The following is a 23941-nucleotide window of genomic DNA, read 5'->3' as shown; positions in this document are numbered from 1 at the left end:
CGTTTTAAAAAGGTTTTTATCCTTATATTACTGCGTCTCATCTCTATATAAAAAGATTTTTGAATATTTACTCTTGTCAAACATTGTCATTTTATATTAAAATAGCAACAACATACTAAATATTTAGTTTTTTCAGAAAAGATGGAGGGATAGCCATGAAGAATCCACTTCTTCGCATTGAAAACTTACAGACTTCCTTTCGTATACAAGATCAATATCATGCAGCAGTTGATAACATTTCGTTAACTGTCCATGAAAATGAAATTGTCGCGATAGTTGGTGAATCAGGTTGCGGAAAAAGTGCACTTGCCCTTTCCATTATGCGACTGCATAATGAAGCAAATACAAAATTACAAGGGCAACTTTACTATAGGGATAAGGATTTACTTACTATGTCGACCGCAGAAATGAATAAAGTACGCGGATCAAACATCGGTATGATTTTCCAGGAACCTCTTACAGCACTCGATCCTCTTATGACAGTTGGAAAACAAATCGAAGAAAACTTAGACTACCACACAAACCTTTCGAAAGCAGAAAAGAAAGAACGCACCTTAGAACTACTCCATCAAGTTGGTATTCCAAAACCAGAACTTACATATAAACAATACCCTCACGAATTATCTGGCGGAATGAGACAAAGAATTGTTATCGCTATTGCGATTGCTTGTAACCCAGCACTCATTATTGCGGATGAGCCAACAACGGCTCTTGACGTAACCATCCAAGCACAAATTTTAGACTTACTAAAATCTATTCAAGAACAAACGAAAATGGGCATCATTTTAATTACACATGATTTAAGCGTTGTTGCCGAAACAGCTGATCGTATTGTCGTTATGTATGCAGGACAAGTTGTAGAAACAGGAACAGTAGAAGAGATTTTTAATAACCCGCTTCACCCATATACTCGTTCTCTATTAAACTCAATTCCATCTGCATATGCTGAAAAAGAAAAATTGCATGTAATTCAAGGCGTGGTTCCTTCGTTAGCGAAGCTTCCTCGCACTGGATGCCGATTCCAAGCCCGAATCCCGTGGGTTAGACCAGATCAGCATGAGGAAAATCCTGTTTTACATGAAGTAAAACCAGACCATTGGGTACGTTGTACTTGCTATAAGCACTTCAACTTCCAACATAAGAAAGGAGATGACGTAACTCATGGCACTGCTTAAAGTAGAAGATTTAAAAGTACACTTTCCAATTAAAGGTGGTTTCTTCGGACGTACATTAGATTACGTGCGTGCTGTCGATGGTGTAAGTTTTGAATTACAACCGGGTGAAACATATGGGATCGTTGGTGAATCCGGAAGCGGCAAATCAACAACGGGTAAAGCAATTATGCATTTAACGAAAGCAACAGAGGGTAGCATTCATTTTAATAATAGAGATTTAACAAAATTAAGTCGCTCGGAGCTACGTGAACAACGAAAAGATATTCAAATGATTTTCCAAGATCCGTATTCATCATTAAATCCGAAGAAACGTGTTCTCGACATTATTGCTGAGCCTCTTCGAAATTTTGAGAAGCTCTCACCTGATGAAGAACGTAGAGCAGTTCAAGAATATCTTGATAAAGTTGGTCTAAATCCAGAGTCAATTTATAAATACCCACATGAATTTTCCGGTGGGCAAAGGCAGCGAATTGGTATTGCACGCGCTCTTACATTAAAACCGAAGCTTATTATTGCTGATGAGCCAGTATCTGCGCTCGACGTCTCTGTACAAGCACAAGTATTAAACTTCTTGCAAGATTTACAAGCTGAGCTCGGACTAACATACTTATTCATTAGTCATGATTTAGGTGTAATTCGTCATATGTGTGATCGTATCGGTGTTATGTATCGCGGACGCATTGTCGAAGAAGCAACTAGTGCAGAAATTTATAGTAATCCGCAACATATTTATACGAAGCGCCTAATATCTGCAATTCCTGATATTCGTCCTGAAAACAGAGAGAGACAGCGTAAGCTCCGTCAACAAGTAAGCTCTGAATACGAGAAATCATACGAAAATTATTTCAATGAGAACGGTCGGGCTTATGACTTAAAAGCAATCTCGCCAACGCACCGGGTGGCATTACCATAGGGGAGTGATAAAACATGTGGAAGTTTATATTACGAAGATTTTTAGTGATGATCCCGCAATTATTCGTGTTAAGTGTACTTGTCTTTCTACTAGCTAAGGCAATGCCAGGCGATGCCTTAACTGGCAAAGCAATGAATCCAAAAGCGGATCCAAAAGTGATTGAAGAACAGCGAGAAAAGCTTGGATTAAATGACCCAGTTACAACACAATATGTTCGCTGGATTAAAAATGCAGCCCAAGGTGACTTTGGTATTTCCTATGCACATAAAATGAAAGTAACCGATTTAATTGGAGAACGACTTGGAAACACAGTATCTTTAGCACTTGTCATTCTTATTCTTACTTATTTAATTGCCATACCACTCGGAGTTATAAGTGGGCGTTGGAATGATACCTGGGCTGATCGACTCATTACCCTTTACAACTATCTAGGTTTTGCTACACCACTATTTATATTTGCACTAGTTATGCTCTTCCTATTCGGATTTAAGTTTGCAATATTCCCAACCGGCGGTAGCGTAGATCCTCAAGTTGCAACAGGTACATTTGCTTACTATTTAAGCAAATTGAATCACATGCTACTACCAGCTTTATCCGGGGCATTAATCGCAACAGTTGGTACTGTTCAATATTTACGAAGCGAAATTATTGATACGAAACATAAAGATTTTGTTCGTACAGTAAGAGCAAAAGGTGTTCCAGAATCAAAAATCTATTCTAGACATATTTTACGAAATTCATTCTTACCAATTGCAGCCTTCTTAGGCTATGAAATTACAGGATTAGTTGGCGGTGCCATCTTTTTAGAAAGTATTTTTAGCTATCCAGGAATTGGACAACTATTTATACAATCTATCTCTCAACGTGATTTTAGTGTAATAACTACACTCGTTATGTTTACTGGATTTGCAACGTTACTTGGAACTCTCCTTTCAGATATTATTCTAAGCATCGTCGATCCACGTATTCGTATTGATTAAAGAAAGGAGATGACGTTATGTTAGCAAACCCTGAAAAACAAACTGAAGTTATTCATTACGAAAAAAGCCCTTCTGGTTTCTCTATTATGTGGCGAGAACTTCGTAAAGATAAATTAGCAATGTTTTCACTTATTTTCCTAGCAATCTTATTAGTAGCAGTCTACGCAACATCTTTTATTATGAAACAAGAAGATATTGTACGAGTTGATTTATTCGCTATTTATGCTCCTCCCTCTGCTGAACATTGGTTAGGAACAGATTACGGAGGACGCGACATTTTCGGCCAACTTATTATTGGTACACGTAACTCCTTTACAATTGGATTAGCAATTACTATTCTTTCTTGTTTAATTGGTCTTTCAATTGGATTAATTGCCGGGTATTTTGGAGGAGCTATTGATAATATCATTATGCGCATTATCGACTTTGTTATGGTTTTACCATTTTTAATGCTTGTAATTGTATTTATTACACTTGTTCCTACATTCAATATCTTTACTTTCATTTTAATTATGAGCGTGTTCTTATGGACAGGCAAGGCCAGATTAATTCGCTCAAAAGTATTAACTGAAAAAGAACTAGATTATGTCTCTGCATCTAAAACTTTAGGAACACCAAACTGGAAAATCATTCTTTTCCAAGTACTACCTAACTTAAGCTCAATTATCATTGTTAGTGTTACATTAAATCTTGCTGGAAACATCGGTATTGAATCTGGTCTAACTTTCTTAGGATTTGGTCTACCAGAAAGTACACCAAGCCTTGGTACACTTGTTAGTTATGCTAGAAATCCAGATGTATTACAAGAGAAATGGTGGATTTGGTTACCCGCATCAATCATGATTTTAGCATTGATGCTGTGTATAAATTTTATTGGTCAAGCGCTACGTCGTTCGGCCGACGCAAGACAAAGAAAAGGATAAGGGGTGGAAGAAATGACAAATAAGCCAAAATTTTTCAAAGTATTAAGTACACTTGCGGTTTCAACATTACTACTTTCAGCATGTGGGGGCAGTGGTGGTAGTGAAAAAACGAGCAGCACAAAAAAAGTAGATACAAATAAATTTAGTGCATCTGTTAAAAATGATAAAAAGGAAATTAAAGATGGTTCATTAACATATGGTCTTGTTTCTAACACACCATTTGAAGGACTTTTGAACTTCGCTGTATATGAAGGAGATCCTGATAACCAGGTCATTACAATTTTCGATGAATCTTTATTATCAAATGACGAAAACTGGGAATACACGAATGATGGTGCTGCTACATATGAAATTTCTAAAGATAAAAAGACAATTACACTTAAAATTAAAGATAATGTAAAATGGCATGATGGAAACCCTGTTACTGCTGAGGATTTAGAATACTCTTATCTAGTGATTGGTAACAAACAATATGCCGGTTCTCGCTATGACACTCAAATGCAAATGATTGAAGGTATGGAAGATTACCATAATGGAAAAGCCGAAAAAATTTCAGGTATAAAGGTAACGGATCCAAAAACAATTTCGATTACGTTTAAAGAACCGAATCCTTCAGTGAAAACTGGGCTTTGGACATACCCTCTTCATAAGAAATACTTAGGAGATGTACCAATCGATAAATTAGCAGAATCTGATAAAATCCGTAAAAACCCAATTGGTTTCGGACCTTTTAAAGTGAAGAAAATTACGCCAGGTGAAGCTGTTGAATTTGAACGTTTTGATGATTATTATGGCGGAAAACCAAAACTAAAAAGTATGGTTTTAAAAGTTGTTAACCCTTCCGTTGTTAACGCGTCCTTAAAAAATGGTGATATTGACATTGCTGAAGTAAGTGCAGATCAGTATCCAAATGTAAGTACATTAAAAAATGCACAATTAGTCGGTAAAACTGATTTATACTATAGCTATATCGGTTTTAAATTAGGCCATATGGATAAAGAAAAAGAAGAAGTAGTAATGGATAAGGAGAAATTTAAAGATGTTCGTGTACGTCAAGCAATGGCGTATGCTATCGATCGAAAAGAAATTGGTGAAAAATTATATCACGGCCTACGTTATCCGGCTAACTCACCAATCCCACCATCTCTACCAAAATATCATAACAATAAAGCTGGTGCCTATGATAAAGATATAGAGAAAGCTAAAAAATTATTAGATGAAGCTGGCTATAAAGATACGAACGGAGATGGATTCCGTGAAGATCCCAATGGTAAAGAATTTAAAGCTAATTTCTTATCAATGAGTGGTAGCGATGTAAGTGAACCACTTGCAAAATTCTTTATTCAATCTTGGAAAGACATCGGCCTAAAAGTAGAGCTTCTTGATGGTCGCTTACATGAATTTAACTCATTCTACGATATGATTAAAAAAGATGATCCAAAAGTTGATCTTTTCGCGGCAGCTTGGGGAACTGGATCTGACCCAGATCCTTCTGGTATTTGGGCTAAAGATGCAGCGTTCAATTACCCACGTTGGGCTACTGACAAAAACACAGAATTATTAAAACAAGGTATTTCTCCAGAAGCTGCTGATGAAAAGTACCGTAAAGATGTCTACGATAAATGGCAAAAATTAGTTCATGACGAAGTACCATTAATTCCACTTCATTATAAATTTGACTTAAAAGGTGTAAATAATCGCGTAAAAGATTATAAATATACACCAGAAGATCAATACAAGTGGGGTAAAGTTAGCGTAACAAGCGATAAAGCAGAAACAGAGAAATAAGAAAATAGCTCCTAGCACTAAGATACATGCTAGGAGCTATTTTTTATTTATAATACTTCTCTTGCTATTAATAACAACCAATTCCTTCCCTACTCTAAAATTAAAAGATTTGATGAATCATCTTTATTAAAACAGCTAACATAACAGATCCAGCAAATCCACCTAAACAAATTAAGCTTATCCCTTGGCTATAAGACAAATTTTGAAATGATTTCATACCTTCCATCCTCCCTATATCCCCTTTGATATTCTTATTGTATCAATGGAAAAAATTTCATAACATCGATTTCACTGACAACTAACTTACAAATTTGTAAGTTAACAATTCCCCTCTAAACTTATATCTAGTATGGCCATAATCTCCCCCTCTATACATCAAAAAAGACCTCGAATTATATCAAGGTCTCGCTTACACTACAGACTATCTCACTCAATTTATTTTATCCCGCTATTCGCCGGGCAGTAAGACCCACACCTCAAAATTCAGCGAAAGCAAAGAAGTTAGGTGGGGGATGAACAAAACCCCCACTGATTAAAGCTTCACTTTATAATCATAACCGGGCATTTCACACGCTTTGCTATTTTATGACTTACACTACCAAGCACCATCTCTTGCAGTGTATTTAGCCCTCTACTCCCAGCAATAACAAGATCTATATCTCCTGTATTTACATATTGAACAATCGTATCCCCTGGATCGCCATGTAGAATCGTAATTTTGTAGGAAATGTTCTCTTTCTTTAATAAACCCTCAATCTCTTTTAATTTATCTTTTCGACTAGCTGATATTGTTTCTAAATCCGTTTGTCCTTGTATAATATCTGATTTTGCCGTTCTATTATCTACTACGTACACAACTTCAACATGTGTTTCTTCGTTAAATTTCGCAATATATGTTGCATGCTCGGCTGCTCGAAGTGCATGTTCAGAACCATCACATGCTAATAAAATTTGTTTGTACATATGCTGAATCCCCTTTTCGTTATCCTACTCGTATTATATAATAAAGCCCCCTAAAAAGGAGGCTTCTAACTAGCAATTCTCTTATTATAAGTAGCTAGATTTGAAACAATCTTCGAGCTTCGTTCATTTAACCCTGTGATCCTTACTTTCACACCGTTCTGTTCATACTTCATGATAACTTTATCAATTGCCGCTACTGCTGAATCATCCCATACGTGTGCGTTAGTAAAATTCATCTCAATTTCTTTCACATCTTCATTATATGAAAAAGCATTTATAAAATCTGCCGTAGATGCGAAGAATAGTTGGCCGTGAATTTCATATATTTTCTTATTTTCAATATACAAATGTTTCACGTGAATCTTTGCCATATTGAATGCAAATAAAACTGCACTAATTATCGTTCCGATAATTACACCTAATCCCAAATTATGTGTAATTAGGACAATCACAACTGTTACGATCATAACAAATGCATTTCCTTTTGGTACTTTATGAATCGTTGCTACAGAGTTCCAATCAAACGTCCCAATCGAAACCATAATCATAACAGCAACTAAAGCAGCCATCGGAATATGAACAACATAATCACCTAAAATAAATAGCAATACGATTAAAAATCCACCGGCTACAAACGTCGATAATCTCCCGCGACCACCTGATTTAATGTTAATAACAGATTGTCCAATCATTGCACATCCTGCCATTCCTCCGAAGAAACCAGCGACAATGTTTGCAATACCTTGCCCACGTGCTTCCTTATGTTTATTGCTTTCCGTATGTGTCATATCGTCTAAAACCGAAGCTGTTAATAATGACTCTAGTAAGCCGATAATTGCAAGCATAACTGAGTACGGTAAAATAATACCTAATGTCTCAAGTGTAAACGGCACATCAGGAACGCTGAAGAACGGTAATTCTTTCGGTAAGCTTCCCATATCCCCTACTGTTTTCAACTGTAATCCACTCATAAGTGCAATACTTGTCACAATAATAATTGAAATAAGTGTAGACGGTACAGCCGTCGTAATACGTGGAAATACATATATAATTGCAAGTCCTAATGCGACAAGTGCATACATTTGCCAAGTTGCATTTTTAAAATGCGGCAATTGCGCTGTAAAAACTAAAATTCCAAGTGAATTTAAAAAACCACTCATAACGGATTTAGGAACAAACTTCATAAATGAGCTCAGCTTGAACACTCCAAAAATAATTTGAACAATACCTGTTACTATTGTCACAGCAAATAAATATTGCAAACCATGATCTTTAACGAGCGTCACCATTAATAATGCCATTGCACCTGTTGCCGCCGAGATCATCCCAGGTCTTCCGCCAACAAATGAGATTGTAACCGCAATACAAAAGGCCGCGTACAATCCAACCGTCGGATCTACACCTGCAATAACAGAAAAAGCTATCGCTTCAGGAATTAATGCTAAAGCAACGACAATTCCTGATAGTACGTCCCCTTTCACATTAGAAAACCATTCATTTTTTATCTTTTGAAACAAGCTACCACCCTCTACTCTTTTATCATTTGATTCTCTCCGTAAGAAAATCTAGGCCGACTGCACGAAGGCTATTATATAACGAGCAAAGGATGTTGTGCTATGTAAAAGTTTCCTAAAGAAAAGACGCTACCTTAACAGCGTCTTTTCTCATTTCATTAATGTCCACCGTGACCTTGACCACTTTCCTGAACAATTTCTAACCTCCCATCTAATATCCCTTGTGTTTCAAATGAAATATCACTATTACTTCCTAATAGGAAACCATGGTTATACGGTCCAAGTGTTGGATCATCTTTAAACTTCGGCTGAATAGTAGCAAGGAAGTCATAAACTGGTTGTGAAGCTCTTCCTTCCTCAAGCAAAACAACAGGGGCATGTTTACCCATATGTGAAAACGGTGCTCCCGCAATTGCTAAGTCTGGTGTTTTACTCGAAACAAACGACAAACCGTGACCAGGTTTTGTGAACCCCCAGCCAAATTTCGTTTTTTTATCTTTAAATTTCGCAAATGCAACCGAATTTTCTGTTGGAGTCTCCCCACTAATACGTGTTACTTTACCGTATTTACTTAACTCTTTTTCTACTTCTTTTGAAATGATTTTTTCTGGTCCTAACACATATATACTTGCTTTATCTTTTCTCATTTTTAATGCCTCTACTGTCGCTTCTGGCACCTTATCTTTTTCTGTATATAAAAGTGGCTCTGGCATATGAGAAATCCAATTTACAGCTGGTGTTGTATATAAACGTCCTTCTTCTTCAGACGAACCGATAATAACGCTATTTGGATAATTCCCTGTTATATCGGCATATTCTTTATCAACATCTTTAGCAAATTTAGCTGAATCCGTTTCTTTTATTTGCTTCACTTTATACTCTTTTAATTGCTCAAGCGCAGATGCCCCTACATCCCCCATCACCATAATTTGCGTTCCATCTTTCGTTCCGAGCGGATTTAATCGTTTTATTTCTTTTAACGTCATTTCGGGTACCACTTCTTTTTCTATAAATAAAATCGGTCCGTTATTCGGATGATGAATAAGATCCGCACTTGCAATACCCAATTGCCACTCGTTCACTGGCACTAAAATAACAGCACCTGGCCGATTCTCTTTATGCGTTGCTGGCCATATCGTTTGCGAAGTTAACACTGCCATTTGCAGAGGATTATTTGTATTTAATCTCGTTACATTTTTTAAACTTGTCGTTAATAAATCCTCTGATGCCCCGGCATTCATTTCTTTCGGCGCAGTTATCTCCTGATTCATTTTCATTTCCTTTTGCTCTGTTTTCTTCTCTTTTGTAGATTCATGATTTTTATGATCTGTATTCGTTTGTCCGCATGCCGCAAGACCGACTGCCGCGATTATTGTTATCCCAAAAATTCGGGTCATCTTTTTCACTATATCGCCCCCGTAATTGTTTTCGAACCAATCTTATTACCTAAAATGGAATTTCAACTTTACAATAACAAGCAATTCTGAAGAAATTATGCAGATGCATTATAATCTGCACCATTTCTTCATGATTTTGACTTACAATTTAAGTAATAACTACAAATGCGGAGGTACTCTATGATCGATATACTACTTGTAGATGATGAACCGAGAATGCTTGAATTATTATCACTTTATCTTACTCCAATCGGATACAACTGCGTATGTGCAGTGTCCGGAGAAGAAGCTATTTCACATATAGAAAATCGAAACTTCAAATTTGTTTTACTCGATATTATGATGCCAAAGATGGACGGGTGGAAAACGTGCAAAAGAATTCGATCATTTAGTAACGTTCCAATCATTATGGTAACTGCTCGTGATCAAACGGTAGATGTCATCCAAGGGTTAAAACTTGGAGCGGATGATTACGTGACGAAACCATTCCACGAAGAGGAGCTTTTCGCAAGAATTGAAGCTGTTTTAAGGCGAACAAATCAACACGCGCAAATCCAATATCACGGCATTTTATGGGATGAGGCCAAACATTTCATTTCTGTCTATAATGAAGAACTTCTTCTCACACCAATCGAATTCTCTTTACTCGGATTATTTTTACGTCATGTGAACTATGTATTAAGCCGTGATCAGCTCATTGAACGAATTTGGGGATTGAATACAAATACAGAAGATAGAACAGTCGATTCACATATTCGTAATTTGCGTGATAAATTACGAAAAGTAAATTTCCCTATTGATCACCATTTAAAAACTGTATATGGAGTAGGGTATCGATGGATTGATACCCTAGATTAAGGAGCAAAGCGATGAAGCGAATTTCTATTCAACTCGGATTTTATTTTCTAATTGTTACACTTTTAATCGAAAGTGTTCTATTTGTCTTGCTCTATTATAGCCTTGTGAACACTAGAGTAAATGAAGAAATGACTGCTTTATTAAAGCGTGGAAATAGTCACCGAGATGTCCTTGAAAAGTATTTTGATAAGCAAACAATCTCCCATGTTGCTTTAATGGAATCCGAAGCTGAAACAACTGTTATTATTACAAATGCAAATAAAGAAGTACTAGCTAAATCCAATGAAATAAATACTACTATAAAAAAACATATTGAAGGAATGCAAACACGAACAGATCATGATGGAGCGATTATAGAGAATCATTGGAAAACATCTAATTATATATGTACAGTTAGCCCAATTGTAGTGGCAGGAAAAACGGAAGGCTATGTATATATGTTTCTCGGAACGGAATCAATCGAAGACATGGTTAACGGACTAACAAGACAATTCATTATTGCTGGAGTCATTACTTTTCTATTAACAGCCATCACCATTTTTCTATTATCACGTTTATTAACAAAACCATTGTTACACATGAAACAAGCGACTGAAAAAATGAGTAAGGGCGATTTATCAGTTTCATTAACGACTACTCGAAATGACGAAATTGGTGAACTAGCAGAATCTATCCAAACTCTAGCAAATGATTTACATTATATGAAAACAGAAAGAAGTGAATTTCTAGCGAGTGTTGCTCATGAATTACGAACACCTTTAACGTACGTAAGAGGTTATGCTGACATTGCATTAAAAGAAAATACACCTCCTGAGCAACGTTTACAATACTTATCCATTATAAAAGACGAATCTGATTATATTACAAACTTAGTTCAAGATTTATTTTCACTCGCTCAAATGGAAAAGCATAACTTTTTCATTCAAGTAAAAGAAGTGCATTTACACACTTTCCTTATTCGCATCACTGAAAAAATAAATGTGATGTATGGAGAAAAACAAATTAAAGTTGTTTTCACATGTCCTCTCTCACTCTTAGTAAAGCTAGATGAGCAGCGCTTTGAACAAGTTATGGCTAACATTTTAAATAACGCGTATAGACATTCAAAAGAACATTCTCATATTAATATTTCTGTTACAGAAGAACATAAACATATTTCCATCAAAATTGAGGACAAGGGAGAAGGTATTCCCCCTGAAGACCTCCCTCACATTTTCGACCGCTTTTATCGTGTTGATAAAGCAAGAACACGAGCTACAGGTGGAACCGGTTTAGGACTTTCTATCGTGAAGGAAATCGTAGAACTACACGGCGGGAATATTACTGCCACAAGTGAAGTTGACCACGGGTCTTGCTTTATAATTTCATTGCCATCTATATAAAAACACGACTACTATCAGTAGTCGTGTTTCTTTATCCTTTAAGATTTTACTTTATAATATAGATTTACAAACTGACCAAAACGTTTTGTATCCGTTAAAGTTAAATTAATTTCCGGGTTCTTTTCTTTAAATAGCGGAATACCAGAACCTAATATGTGAGGTGTAATCGTAACAACATATTCATCAATTAGATTATTCCTAAAAAATTCTCTCAGTAGACTCCCTCCACCGACCATCCATATTTTAGATCCTTCCTGCTCTTTCAACCTTTTGGTGAACTCTACTACATCTCCATTTACAAATTCCACATGTCCATTTGAACCTTTTTCAGAATTAGAAAAAACATAACATTTCTTATCTAGGTACGGGAATGGTTCCATATGCTCTACTACATAATCGTACGTTCTCTTTCCCATGATTATTGTATCAATTGTTTCATACATTTCCGTATAACCGTTGTCTCCCTCTCCTTCCGTTTCGATTAACCACTCTAAATCATCGTCTTCTTTCGCGATAAATCCATCTAAGCTCGCTGCAATAAATAAAACAATTTTACGTGACATTTCTTTTCCTCCTTGCGTCTCATCTTGATAAAATTATGATGTAAACAATATACTAACAGTAAAACATGACAATTTATGTCATGTTAAAAAAGAAAAAGGTGATACATTTGTCAAAAGCTAAACGCTTATTAGATATTCTTATATTTGCTTCTGCAAAAAAAACATTTACAGCTCAGGAAATAGCTGATGAATTTAATATTTCCGTTCGTACTGTCCATAGATACATTTTAGATTTAAGTGATATGGGATTACCCATTTATGCAGAACAAGGTCGTAACGGAGGATATAAAGTATTAACAAACAACATGCTTCCCCCTATTTTATTTACCGAAGAAGAAGCAGTCTCCATCTTTTTTGCTTTTCAATCTTTAAGCTACTATCGTGACTTGCCTTTTAATACAGAAATTAATTCCGTTACACACAAACTGTATGGCTCTCTACAAAATGATGCGAAAGCGAAAGTTGATAAAATACGTTCTTATATCTCTTTTTGGAATCCGAAGAGAGATATTGAGACACCTTTTTTAAACGAAGTGTTAACAGCGGCTATTGAAAACAAAAATTTACACTTTCAATACGAATCTAAATCTGGAATAAAAACAAAACATGTTCATCCTATCGGTGTATATGCTCACGACGGTTTATGGTATTTGCCGTCCTATGACTTTAGTAGAAAAAAGGTATTACTGTATCGCGTCGATCGTATTCTTTCTATATTATCAACGGAAGAAAATGAAGATACATTCATAAATTTAGAAGAATGGTTTGCCTCTAACTCTAACTCTAACTCTAACGTAATAAACATTCCTACTCAGTTACATGTTTTATTAACGACAGAAGGCGTGCGCCAATGTAAAAGTGTTCCCTACCTTGAAGAGTTCGTTATAGTAAACGAAGATGGGACAGGATATATAAATACAACAATTGATAAAGGAGAAATCAACTTTGTTACCCCTTTATTTTATAGACTTGGAAAAGATGCAAAAGTTTTAGAACCGAAAGAATTAATAGATGGTTTACGTATACGTGCGAAAGAAGTTTTACATATGTATGGAGACGAAAAAAGCTGCTAAATATAAGCAGCTTTTTAGTCTAGTTGTTCCTATTGTTTTTACTATTGACGAATATCAATCCACCAACGATATTCCGCATTCATATTCTCAGTGCCACTAAATCCTCTGTAATGGAAAGCATCAAGGAAGATTGAATCTAGTTTATCCTCATCTACAAAATAACCTAAGTTAACTTTCATCACTTGTCCTGGTCGGATACTGCCAATATTATAAAAGCTTTTTCCGTCTCCGTGGGGTTCTAGATAATCAACCTCGCCCGTCATAATATTTTTTTCGGCAATTCCATCTTCTTTAGCGTAGTTCCATGCATTACCTTCAGATTTAAGCAGTTTTATAGATGGATGCATATAGATTTCTTCTGTCGCCTGTTTACCTATATTTTTCACTGTTGTTGTTAGGTAGACAAATTTAGGATGAACTAATTTTGATTCTACTAATTTATCAATTGCATCTTTACCATTTCCAATCTTATATTTATCTCGTCTATATGGTATCAATTGTCCCGCTTGATCCAAAGCTTGATTCCTGCTTAGTATTCCTAAGCCAAGTTCATAAAAGTTATCTTGTTTAAAATCTTTGATTGAATCAAAGACTTCAACTTTTTCTATAACGTATTCAAGTTTGTTGTTATCTGTAATTTGCTCTATCGTTACTGGAATCTTTTGACCTACACTAAATAGTCGTTTACTATCTTTTTTCAAAGGAATAACCTTAGTTTCTTTAGGTTCATCTGCTTTGCTAGAACGATTTTCATCATAATCTACTATATGTGATGCCTTTTCTTTTGACGTAGGCTCAAGTGAGATGTTCCCTAACACATCCATCATTTGTTCTTCATTTACATCGGATCCAATATAACTTTCTAACATAATCCCTTCTTTCTCAAAAAAGAGAAAGACCTTCCTGTCAAACATTAAATTGTTGTTTCCAGTTTCTTTATGGACAATTACTGCTTTCCTACCATTTACCTCTTTTTCTTCGTAACTTTTCGAGTACAGCGTTTGAAAATCCGCATTTTCCCCTACTCTCCAAAGACTAAATGAAAAGCCTCCATTTGCGTCGTTATCTTTAAATGAATATTTCATAGCAGAGTCATCAATTGCTTCCATATTTTCTGGTAATTTACCAATTTTCAACTTATACCACTTATCAATTTTTTTCGAGTCCTTATTTGTTACTGAAACATTTACTTCGTAATTTTGTTTTTGGACAATCATATTGTAGACTTTTACTGCACCAAAAACGGTTGTCGGCATGCCAATCAATAAGCAGGCAGCAGCGATTAACATACGATGTCTTTTACGCTTTTTCTGCGGTTGCTCGCCTTTCAGCTTCATTTCCTCCATAAACACTTTCTTTTTACGCGTATATGTATGTGAAAATTCATGTTGTTCTTCGATTTTATCAAAATCATCTAAAGCAATCTTTTCAGCAAGGTCATACATTTCTTTGGAGTTCTTTAAATTCGTCATTTTGTATCCCTCCTATAATATTTTGGACTCGTTTTCGAGCGCGTTCAAACTGCTTGCGGACATTGGCCTCCGTTATCCCCATGACATTTGAAATTTCTTGATACGTTAAGTTATAGAAGACTTTGTACTTAAACACCTGTCTGTTAGACTCATTTAACTCTTCTAACAATGTATCAATCTGAACCTCGGACATTACACGTTTTTCCCACTCTTCAATATTTTCATGTACTATTTCTGTTGATTCTCGTTGATATTCTTCTAAGAATACTTCATGCCTTTTATTTTTCCGGTAGCTATCAATCGCTTTATTTTTCGCGATTCTCAAAATATAGCGTTTAAGCTCTTGAGTATTCAAGCTATGGAGCTTTTCCAAATTCTTATAAAGAGTAATAAACGTCTCTTGAACTGCATCTTCAGCCTGCTGAATATTATTTAAAATAGAATAAGCTACATAATAAATCTTTTGTTCATATAACTCGTATAGCTCTTCCATCTTTTCATAATCTTTGTTTGTAAATTTCATATAATTCCTCCTCTCACTCTATATAACGAATGGACGATATACTTTGTGACACTGAAAACACGAATGAGTAATTCTTCAATAAAAAAATCTAATAATATAATAATAGAATAAACAAAAGCACAATTTCTCTATTTTAACTGAGAAATTGTGCTTTTTAATATTAGAGTTTTCCTAACTGTTCCCTTAAGAACATCCCTCTTACACCTTTTCAGTAAGCAATATTTGTTCTATCGCTTCTTTTAACAAATTCTGTGTCTCTTCAAAGTTATGATTCTGCTTTTCTTCTGCTTGTACCGTATAAAATTCAGCAAACGAGCGCTCTTTATATCTTGGTACGACATGCATATGGTAATGTGTTAACTCATTAAAAACCCCACCATTTTGACAAATCGTAATTCCATCTGGTTTATATAATGCCTTAATCGCTTTTGCAATAAGCTTAGAAGCATCCATAATTGATTTTGCTACAACATCATCTAATTCGTCTACTTCTAAAACGTGCTGCTTTGGAACGATTAAAGTATGTCCTGGGTAGAAGGGCACATGATCTAAAAAACACGTTACATACTCATCTTCATACACTTTATATATAATTTCTTCTTCATTTGCTAATTTACACCCTAAACATTCCATCATGCTTCCCCCTCTGTCAAAAACATAAAAACGTGAGCGCCCTATTCTCACGTTTTTACATTTCACTTCATTAATTCAATTGTCTCCGTAACTTTTATACTATCCTTTACAGATTGAACAATTGTGCAATTTTTCACCGCAAGTTGCAGTGCCTTGTCTAATTGCTCTTCTGTAATGTTTTGCGCTTTAATTTTATAGTGCAAATGAACACTTTCAACTGGTTTTGATAGAGCTTCACTTCTACCAATTTCAGTTTCAATTGTAAACGTATCGTATGTAATACGTTTCTTTTCTAAAATCGTTCGAAAAACAATTGCACTACACCCTGCAATAGAAGAAACGAGTAATTGTAACGGTGAATACCCGTTTTCTTTCCCTATCGTCAATGAACCATACGATAGATCTGCCTCTATATCATCATGCTTAATTTTTATTTTCATACTTTGCTTCCATCTCCACTTTCATCGGTTTCTTCCGTTTCTTACTCATATAATAATATATGTAGCAGAAAATGATAAATGGAATACCACAATATAACGCCATTCTTTGTTCTGGAATAAACGCTAAACTAATAACAACGATACTATTTGTAATTAAAGCTAGAATTGGAACAAGCGGGTATAGTGGTGTTCTATACTTTAAGTCCTCTAATTTTCCTCCGCCTTTTAAATACTGACTTCTAAAGCGAAGTTGCGATAAAGCAATAATGATCCAACTTGAAACAGCAGATAAACCAGCTATAGATAATAAGTACATATATACTGTATCTTCTGCAAGGAAACTTGTTAATAAAGATAACGCCGCAACAGCAATCGTTACGACTAGCGCTGTAATTGGAATACCACGTTTATTTACCTTCTTGAAAGAAGTTGGTGCCATTCCTTCATTTGCAAGTGACCATAGTATACGCGTTGCTGCATATAATCCTGAGTTCGCTACAGATAATAAAGCTGTAATAATAACGAAGTTCATAATATCAGCTGCATATGGAATACCGATTTTATCAAATACAACTACGAATGGGCTTTCAATTATCCCTGCTTCTTTCCAAGAAATTAACCCTACTAAAATTGTCATTGTTAAAATGAAGAATAACATAATGCGCCATACTGTATTACGAATCGCACGTGGAATTGTTTTTTCAGGATTCTGACTCTCTCCTGCTGCAATCCCGATTAACTCTGTTCCTTGGAAGGAAAAGTTAACTGTAATCATCGTAAGAAGCACTGCAGCTAGTCCATTTGGGAATAGCCCACCATCACTTACAAAGTTAGAGAAAAGAGGCGCTGCTTCTTTTCCATCGTATGGTAAGAATCCTAGTAATGCGCTACCACCAAGTAGAATGAATGCAATAATTGTAACTACTTTAATACTAGAGAACCAAAACTCTAATTCAGCATAACTCTTCGCTGATATTGCATTTGAAGCATATAAAATAACTCCGAATACGAGACACCATACCCAAACATCAACATTCGGAAACCATCTTTTCATCATTAAACCGATCGATGTTAATTCTAATCCTACTGTTACTGCCCATCCAATCCAGTATAGCCAACCGATCATAAATCCAGTTCCTGGTCCAATAAACTTCGTCGCATACTTTTGGAAAGATCCTGAAACTGGCATTGCTACCGTTAGCTCTCCAAGACAAAGCATTGTTAAATACATAATAACTCCGCCCACTAAATATGAAAGGATGGCTCCCCCTGGTCCAGCCTGATTAATGGTGTAACCTGAACCTAGAAAAAAACCAGTTCCGATTACACCACCTAGTGCGATCATAAATAAATGTCTACTCTTCATCGTACGATGTAATTGCTCATTCGTTGTTTGCTGCATCTTAATCCTCCCCTACAAGTACCCCTATATCTTGTTAAAATTTTCTGATAATAAAAATATACACGAAAGCGGTTACAATTTCCATATAAAATTAAAACTTTTCTGATAAAACAATATAAAAATTCAACTATTAAGAGCTTACAATACTAATTTGAGGTAAAAAAGGATTTATAAGGAAAAAACTCTTACATTTTTTGTAAGAGTTAACGTATTTCTAATCTTCTAGATAAAATTGATAAACCGTAGTTTACAACAAAATACATACAGGCTGCTAGTATAAATGTCGGAATCATATAATTTAAATTCTGCCCGCTAATAATTTGAGCATTATGCATAAGCTCTGGCAATGATATAACAACCGCTAATGACGTATCTTTTAACAATGAAATAAATTGACTAACAAGCGGCGGAACCATTCTTCTAAGTGCTTGCGGTAAAATAATGTGCCAAAGTGTTTGGACATATGTTAATCCTGAAGAGCGCGCCGCTTCAATTTGTCCTCTTTCGATAGATAATAAGCCACTTCTAACAATTTCAGATATCATCGCTGCTTCAAATATCGTTAAAGCAACAATTGTGGCTGTTATAATTTCTAACTTCAAACCTGCCTCTGGAAGTGCAAAATACGTAAAAAATATAATTAAAAGAAGTGGTAAATTCCGAATAACTTCAACGATAAAGCCTAGTATTTGTGAGATGACGGGTATTTTTGCATAGCGCAACGTTCCTATTACACTACCGATAATAAAACTAAGTACAATCGCTACAAGAGCGACTTCTAGCGTGATAAGCAATCCTTTTAATAAAAAGAGTATATGATCTCCTGTAATAGCACCTTGAAAATCCATCTACACCCCCTCCTTTGCCAAGCGTCTTTCTAAATAACGCACTAGCATACTTAGCGGAATTGTTAATACTAAATAAAACATCCCGACAAATATATATACATCAAACGTAACGAATGTCTTCGTTGAAATTAAGTCTCCTTGATACATTAAATCCGTTCCAGCAATAATTCCGAGTATTGAAGAGTTTTTTACTAAATTGAGAAATTGATTTCCTAGAGGAGGAATGACGATTTTCATCGCTTGAGGTAAGACGACATGATACATCGCTTGCGTATAAGTTAATCCTGAAGAACGTGCTGCTTCCATTTGACCTTTCGCGACTGATAAAATACCAGCACGAATTACTTCCGCAATAAAAGCCGCTGTATAAACTGTAAGCGCAACTGTCCCTGCTACAAAACCGTTGAAAGTAATTCCTATTACAGGCAAAGCAAAATAGAAAATGAATGCAATTAATACGAGTGGAATATTTCGAACAAACTCTACATAGGCAGAGCCAATCCAATTCAAAATACGAATAGGTGAAATTCGCATCACTGCCATAACAATTCCTAAAACAAAACTTCCTATTAGCGCAACTACACTAGACATTACCGTATATTTAAATCCTTCTAAATACATATCAATATTATTCGTCAAAATAGAAAAATCAGGCACATATTCTCCCCTCTTTCTTTATAAGAAGAGGATGAGCATCTCTCATCCTCTCACTCTTACTATTTATCCCAATTGGTATAGGCTGCTAATCATCAGTAGGTGATAACCCTTCCCCACTTATTAACGTTTCACTTTATTTCTCTTGCTTTTGACCGATCCATTTTTCATACAATTTATCGTATTCCCCATTCGCATTCATATCTTTTAGTAAACTATTAATCTCTTTCGTTAAATCGTCTGCACCTTTTTGCACTGCAATTCCATACGGTTCATCCGTAAATTTTTTCCCTACAACTTCATAATTAGAATCTTGTTTTGCCATTCCATAAAGAATCGCATTATCTGTCGTTAAAACATCGCCTTTACCTGCTTTTAACGCTGTAAATGCCTCACTATAATTTTCAAATTCTAATACTGTTGCTTCTGATGATTTTTGACGGATGTTATTTGTAGACGTTGAGCCTTTTACAGCCAATACTTTAACCCCTTGTTTCACATCATCAATACTTTTAATATTGCTTCCTTTTTTCACAAGTAACGATTGCCCCGCTTTAAAATATACATCTGAAAAATCTACTTCTTTTTTACGCTCTTCTGTAATTGTCATTGTCGCAATAATGGCATCAATATCTCCATTTTTCAGCATTGGAATACGTGTTTTAGACGTTACTTCTTTCAGCTCTAGTTTCTTTTCATCACCAAGAATTTTTTTCGCAAGAGCCTTCGCGATATCAATATCGAATCCTTCTACCTGCCCTGTTGAAGGATTTTTTAATCCAAATAAATTCGTATCGTTCTTTACCCCAACTACTAATTTCCCGCGCTTCTTAATTTGTTCAATAACTCCGCCTTGTTTCGTATTTGTTTCTTTCGCCTCGTCTTTTTTACCCCCGCATCCAGCAACAATAAGCACGAATAAACATGAGAATACGATTAGGGTAAACAGCTTTTTCATTTTAAGCATGAAATTCCTCCTTTAATGATTTAACACTCGGCTTAAAAATAGACGAGCTCTTTCTTGTTCAGGATTTGCAAAAAATTGTGCTGGTGTTGTATCTTCGATAATTTGACCGTCATCCATAAATAAAATCCTATCTGCTACCTCACGTGCAAATCCCATCTCGTGTGTGACGACAACCATCGTCATTCCTTCTTTAGCCAGCGCTTTCATAACATCAAGCACTTCCCCAATCATCTCTGGATCAAGAGCAGACGTAGGCTCATCAAATAGCATAATTTCCGGTTGCATCGCGAGCCCTCTAGCAATCGCCACCCTTTGCTGTTGTCCACCAGATAATTGATGTGGATATACACCTGCTTTCTCCGGGATTCCCACTTTCTCTAAATAAAACATCGCTGTTTGCTCCGCCTTTTCTTTGGAAACTTTATTTACTTTAATCGGTGCTAGTGTAATATTTTGAAGAACTGTTTTATGCGGGTATAAATAAAAGTGTTGAAAGACCATCCCAATATTTCGGCGCAATTCATTCATATTTGTTTTCGCATTGTGTACTTCCGTATTTTGTACAATTAATTCTCCATCGGTAATTGCCTCCAATTGATTTATACACCGCAGTAACGTGCTTTTTCCTGATCCCGAAGGGCCAACAACTACTACCACTTCACCTTTTTTCACTTGTACATTAATATTTTTCAAAACTTGAAAGTTACCGTAATATTTATTAACTTTACGAAACTCAATCAACATACTCCCCCCTTCCCCTAACAAAGCATGTACATTCTTTTTATATTCAAAAATAGGCAAAAAAATAACTTTCAGCTTCATTTTGTCCATAAAAAGAGCAAAGGGATTTCCCTTTGCTCTCTCATTCCTATTCTATTAAGATACTTCTTCTTTTTTATCTTTCCCATATTCATGCTCCCAGAAATCAGCATTTTTAATTCCTAATGACTGTGGATCGAATACTGGATCTTTTCCTTCTTTTTTCTGCTTTTCATAATCCTTTAATGCGATCAATGCCGGTTTTTGTAATAATAAAATCGCAATAATGTTAACCCATGCCATAATTCCTACACCAATATCTCCTAAAGCCCATGCTGTTTCTGCTGTTTTTACACAACCGTAGAATACAACTCCTAAGAATACAAACTTTAGTACGATAGACATCCAAGGGCGGTCTTTATCACGATTTAAGTAAGCTATATTCGTTTCTGCAATGTAGTAATAAGCCATAATTGTTGTAAATGCGAAGAATAGTAGAGAGATTGCGACGAAACCGTTTCCAAATCCAGGGAAAACAGATTCTACCGCTGCCTGTGTATAACCAGGACCTGGCTGTGCACCATTTAATTTATTGACGATAAAGTTTTTTCCGCTTGCATCAAATACGTTATACATGCCTGTAATAATCATCATAAATGCTGTTGCTGAACAAACAAATAATGTATCAATGTAAACGGAAAATGCTTGTACTAACCCTTGTTTAGCTGGATGCGATACTTCAGCAGCTGCCGCCGCATGGGCCCCAGTTCCTTGCCCTGCTTCATTTGAATAAATACCACGTTTTACACCCCAAGAAATAGCTAAACCAATAATCCCGCCAAAAGCTGCTTCTAATGCAAATGCACTTTTTAAAATTAACATGAAAGCGTCTGGTAATTTTTCAATATTCATAGCTACAATTACACAAGCTACTAAAATATAACCAAGCGCCATAAACGGCACTACAACTTGCGCTACGTTAACAATTCGCTTAACTCCACCAAATATAATAAGTGCTAATGCCGCTACTAATACTGCTCCGGATACAGAAGTATTAATACCAAAAGCTGTTTCTAGACTTACAGCAATACTATTCGCTTGAACACCTGGAAGCAGCATCCCTGTTGCAAGAATTGTCGCTGCAACAAACACTAATGCGTACCATTTAACCCCTAGTCCTTTTTCAATGTAATAAGCCGGACCACCACGGAATTGTCCTTGATGCTTCGTCTTATATATTTGTGCAAGTGTCGATTCTACATAAGCAGAACCTGCTCCTAGAAAAGCTACCGCCCACATCCAAAAGACAGCTCCTGGACCACCAAATGCAACAGCCGTGGCAACACCGGCAATATTTCCCGTTCCAACGCGCCCTGATAACGAAAGTGCTAACGCTTGGAATGAAGAAACACCCGCATCAGACTTTTCCCCTTGAAATGTAAGCTTCACCATTTCTCCTACATGTCTTACTTGTAAAAACCTCGTTCGAATGGAAAAATATAAGCCTACTCCTAAACATAAATAGACAAGTGCGGGACTCCAAACAATATTATTTATCCAACTTACGATAGCTTCCAACATTCCTCCTCCTTTTTGTAAAGAATATTCAGAATATAAATAAAATTATATAATGCAAACCGAATCTATGACAATATTATTTTAATAAAACAAACATATTTTTGTATAAAAAAACAAAGTATATATTTATTTTACATACTTTGTTTTGAGATAAATGTATTATATATTCACAATTGCTTCCTTCTTTATAATTCTTTCATAGAGTTGTTCTGCTAATTCTCGGAAATGATCTGGCATATCTTTCCCTTTAAACTTCTTTTGAAGCGTACCGTATAAACCAATATCACGTAGACGTAAAAATAACGGTAACGATTCATACCAACTATCCGCCAATCTGTGCTCATATTCATAACCTTTTCGTAATAATTGTAACTGTTTACGAGCAAATTCCGTCTTTTTCTCCAATGTCCACGGTGTAAAAAGAACAGAGTAATAAAGAACCATTGCCAAATCATGAATGAAGTAATTATAGGCAGCGTCATCAAAATCAAAGATTGTTAGCTCTTTTCCATCATAATGAAAATTGCCTGGATGAATATCGCCATGCATAAGGCCGAACGTTTCTCTTTCGATTGGAAGAGCCTTTATTTCATCTATTAATATAGCAGCAATCTCTTTCACTTTCTCATCTTCTATTTCATCAACAATTGCACTCTCGTCCTCTTCCCACGTATCACGGTAGTCAGTTATAGGGTAATTCATTGTAAGGCGGTGCAGTTGTCCAATCGCTTTTCCCCACGCTTCAAAGTAAGCATCTCCCCAATAAGGCGATTCCTCTCCTTTTACTTGTTCACCTTTTGCATATGTAAATAAAGACGCAAAAAAGAAAGTGCCATCTTCCGCTCCGATTTCTTCTACAAGATTTTGAGATATTGAATTAAGAGGTCCCGCCACTTTCGCCCCATGCTCCGCAACATACCGTAAAAAATCTAGTTCGGCCTCTACCTCTTTTTTAGAACGATGAGAAGAATGAGTTAAGCGTAATACGTAATCATCATTATTTTTACCCTTCGCCTTAAAAATATAATTCTCAAAATCACCAAGTGGTTTTTCTTCCACTGTTACATTAAATATCTTTGCAGCTTCTGCTAAAATCTCATTTGTAAAAACTCGTTCCACAGCTATTTCCATATTTA

24 protein-coding genes are annotated in these 23941 nt (G+C 35.7%); 8 read left to right on the top strand and 16 right to left on the bottom strand.

Going from position 1 to position 23941, the window contains the following annotated elements; genetic code table 11:
* Positions 1 to 155: 155 nt before the first annotated feature.
* From JTF23_RS11125 to opp4A, 5 genes are read left to right on the top strand one after another with little or no spacing between them, the layout of a single operon-like run.
* The gene (locus JTF23_RS11125; RefSeq protein ID WP_088077497.1) at positions 156 to 1175 is read left to right on the top strand and encodes an ABC transporter ATP-binding protein; all 1020 of its coding nucleotides are present in this window, start codon (positions 156 to 158) and stop codon (positions 1173 to 1175) included.
* The gene (locus JTF23_RS11120) at positions 1162 to 2088 is read left to right on the top strand and encodes an ABC transporter ATP-binding protein (RefSeq protein ID WP_001196372.1); all 927 of its coding nucleotides are present in this window, start codon (positions 1162 to 1164) and stop codon (positions 2086 to 2088) included. Before JTF23_RS11125 ends, JTF23_RS11120 begins: the two co-directional genes overlap by 14 nt.
* 14 nt (positions 2089 to 2102) lie before the next feature.
* Complete coding sequence (gene opp4B / locus JTF23_RS11115) at positions 2103 to 3068, top strand: oligopeptide ABC transporter permease (protein WP_033655978.1); 966 nt, start codon at positions 2103 to 2105, stop codon at positions 3066 to 3068.
* A 17-nt stretch (positions 3069 to 3085) separates the two neighbouring features.
* Positions 3086 to 3991 (top strand): ABC transporter permease, encoded by a 906-nt coding sequence (locus JTF23_RS11110; RefSeq protein ID WP_078176720.1) that lies wholly within the window; start codon positions 3086 to 3088, stop codon positions 3989 to 3991.
* A 12-nt stretch (positions 3992 to 4003) separates the two neighbouring features.
* Positions 4004 to 5779, top strand: coding sequence for an oligopeptide ABC transporter substrate-binding protein (gene opp4A, locus JTF23_RS11105; protein WP_033708792.1), 1776 nt, complete (start codon positions 4004 to 4006; stop codon positions 5777 to 5779).
* 100 nt (positions 5780 to 5879) lie between these two features.
* Here the strand turns inward: opp4A and JTF23_RS11100 are convergent, their stop codons facing one another.
* From JTF23_RS11100 to JTF23_RS11085, 4 genes are all read right to left on the bottom strand, one after another.
* On the bottom strand, positions 5880 to 5996 hold the full coding sequence (locus JTF23_RS11100) for a DUF4027 family protein (protein ID WP_204208757.1): 117 nt from the start codon (positions 5994 to 5996) through the stop codon (positions 5880 to 5882).
* A 323-nt stretch (positions 5997 to 6319) separates the two neighbouring features.
* A complete protein-coding gene (locus JTF23_RS11095) occupies positions 6320 to 6742 on the bottom strand; it encodes a universal stress protein (RefSeq protein ID WP_002159291.1) in 423 nt (140 codons plus the stop codon).
* Positions 6743 to 6807: 65 nt separating this feature from the next.
* A complete protein-coding gene (locus JTF23_RS11090; protein ID WP_204208756.1) occupies positions 6808 to 8259 on the bottom strand; it encodes a SulP family inorganic anion transporter in 1452 nt (483 codons plus the stop codon).
* A gap of 155 nt (positions 8260 to 8414) precedes the next feature.
* Positions 8415 to 9662: a cell wall-binding repeat-containing protein gene (locus JTF23_RS11085; protein ID WP_204208755.1), complete on the bottom strand. Its 1248-nt coding sequence runs from the start codon at positions 9660 to 9662 to the stop codon at positions 8415 to 8417.
* Positions 9663 to 9833: 171 nt separating this feature from the next.
* On the opposite strand from JTF23_RS11085, the gene JTF23_RS11080 reads away from it, so the two are divergent.
* Entirely contained in the window at positions 9834 to 10511 is a 678-nt protein-coding gene (locus JTF23_RS11080; protein ID WP_204208754.1) for a response regulator transcription factor, read from the top strand.
* Between the two features lie 11 nt (positions 10512 to 10522).
* On the top strand, positions 10523 to 11893 hold the full coding sequence (locus tag JTF23_RS11075) for a sensor histidine kinase (RefSeq protein ID WP_204208753.1): 1371 nt from the start codon (positions 10523 to 10525) through the stop codon (positions 11891 to 11893).
* Between the two features lie 38 nt (positions 11894 to 11931).
* On the opposite strand, the gene JTF23_RS11070 is transcribed toward JTF23_RS11075, so the two are convergent.
* Positions 11932 to 12456, bottom strand: a complete 525-nt coding sequence (locus JTF23_RS11070; RefSeq protein WP_078173832.1) for a dihydrofolate reductase family protein — start codon at positions 12454 to 12456, stop codon at positions 11932 to 11934.
* Positions 12457 to 12521: 65 nt separating this feature from the next.
* Here JTF23_RS11070 and JTF23_RS11065 point away from each other — a divergent pair, with 65 nt between their 5' ends.
* Positions 12522 to 13529, top strand: a complete 1008-nt coding sequence (locus JTF23_RS11065) for a helix-turn-helix transcriptional regulator (RefSeq protein WP_204208752.1) — start codon at positions 12522 to 12524, stop codon at positions 13527 to 13529.
* 41 nt (positions 13530 to 13570) lie between these two features.
* Here JTF23_RS11065 and JTF23_RS11060 read toward each other — a convergent pair whose 3' ends face one another.
* From JTF23_RS11060 to JTF23_RS11010, 11 genes are all read right to left on the bottom strand, one after another.
* The gene (locus JTF23_RS11060) at positions 13571 to 15001 is read right to left on the bottom strand and encodes a DUF4367 domain-containing protein (RefSeq protein ID WP_204208751.1); all 1431 of its coding nucleotides are present in this window, start codon (positions 14999 to 15001) and stop codon (positions 13571 to 13573) included.
* The gene (locus JTF23_RS11055; RefSeq protein WP_204208750.1) at positions 14967 to 15524 is read right to left on the bottom strand and encodes an RNA polymerase sigma factor; all 558 of its coding nucleotides are present in this window, start codon (positions 15522 to 15524) and stop codon (positions 14967 to 14969) included. Before JTF23_RS11055 ends, JTF23_RS11060 begins: the two co-directional genes overlap by 35 nt.
* A 198-nt stretch (positions 15525 to 15722) precedes the next feature.
* Positions 15723 to 16208: an HIT family protein gene (locus JTF23_RS11050; protein WP_204208749.1), complete on the bottom strand. Its 486-nt coding sequence runs from the start codon at positions 16206 to 16208 to the stop codon at positions 15723 to 15725.
* 11 nt (positions 16209 to 16219) lie between these two features.
* Complete coding sequence (locus JTF23_RS11045) at positions 16220 to 16597, bottom strand: OsmC family protein (protein WP_204208748.1); 378 nt, start codon at positions 16595 to 16597, stop codon at positions 16220 to 16222.
* On the bottom strand, positions 16581 to 17999 hold the full coding sequence (locus tag JTF23_RS11040; RefSeq protein WP_002159301.1) for an amino acid permease: 1419 nt from the start codon (positions 17997 to 17999) through the stop codon (positions 16581 to 16583). Before JTF23_RS11040 ends, JTF23_RS11045 begins: the two co-directional genes overlap by 17 nt.
* A gap of 203 nt (positions 18000 to 18202) precedes the next feature.
* A complete protein-coding gene (locus JTF23_RS11035; RefSeq protein ID WP_204208747.1) occupies positions 18203 to 18847 on the bottom strand; it encodes an amino acid ABC transporter permease in 645 nt (214 codons plus the stop codon).
* On the bottom strand, positions 18848 to 19504 hold the full coding sequence (locus tag JTF23_RS11030; RefSeq protein ID WP_078180787.1) for an amino acid ABC transporter permease: 657 nt from the start codon (positions 19502 to 19504) through the stop codon (positions 18848 to 18850).
* A gap of 133 nt (positions 19505 to 19637) precedes the next feature.
* The gene (gene glnH, locus JTF23_RS11025; RefSeq protein ID WP_204208746.1) at positions 19638 to 20468 is read right to left on the bottom strand and encodes a glutamate ABC transporter substrate-binding protein; all 831 of its coding nucleotides are present in this window, start codon (positions 20466 to 20468) and stop codon (positions 19638 to 19640) included.
* A 12-nt stretch (positions 20469 to 20480) separates the two neighbouring features.
* Positions 20481 to 21299, bottom strand: a complete 819-nt coding sequence (locus tag JTF23_RS11020) for an amino acid ABC transporter ATP-binding protein (RefSeq protein WP_033714299.1) — start codon at positions 21297 to 21299, stop codon at positions 20481 to 20483.
* 45 nt (positions 21300 to 21344) lie between these two features.
* Positions 21345 to 22805, bottom strand: coding sequence for an alanine/glycine:cation symporter family protein (locus tag JTF23_RS11015; RefSeq protein WP_033714297.1), 1461 nt, complete (start codon positions 22803 to 22805; stop codon positions 21345 to 21347).
* Positions 22806 to 22964: 159 nt separating this feature from the next.
* On the bottom strand, positions 22965 to 23936 hold the full coding sequence (locus JTF23_RS11010; RefSeq protein ID WP_204208745.1) for a phosphotransferase enzyme family protein: 972 nt from the start codon (positions 23934 to 23936) through the stop codon (positions 22965 to 22967).
* Between the last annotated feature and the right edge of the window lie 5 nt (positions 23937 to 23941).

The sequence above is a fragment of the Bacillus sp. RIT 809 genome (assembly GCF_016892495.1).
GTDB lineage: Bacteria > Bacillota > Bacilli > Bacillales > Bacillaceae_G > Bacillus_A > Bacillus_A cereus_U.
Note: the sequence above shows the minus strand (reverse complement) of the source record. Positions and strands in the feature narration are given on the sequence as shown.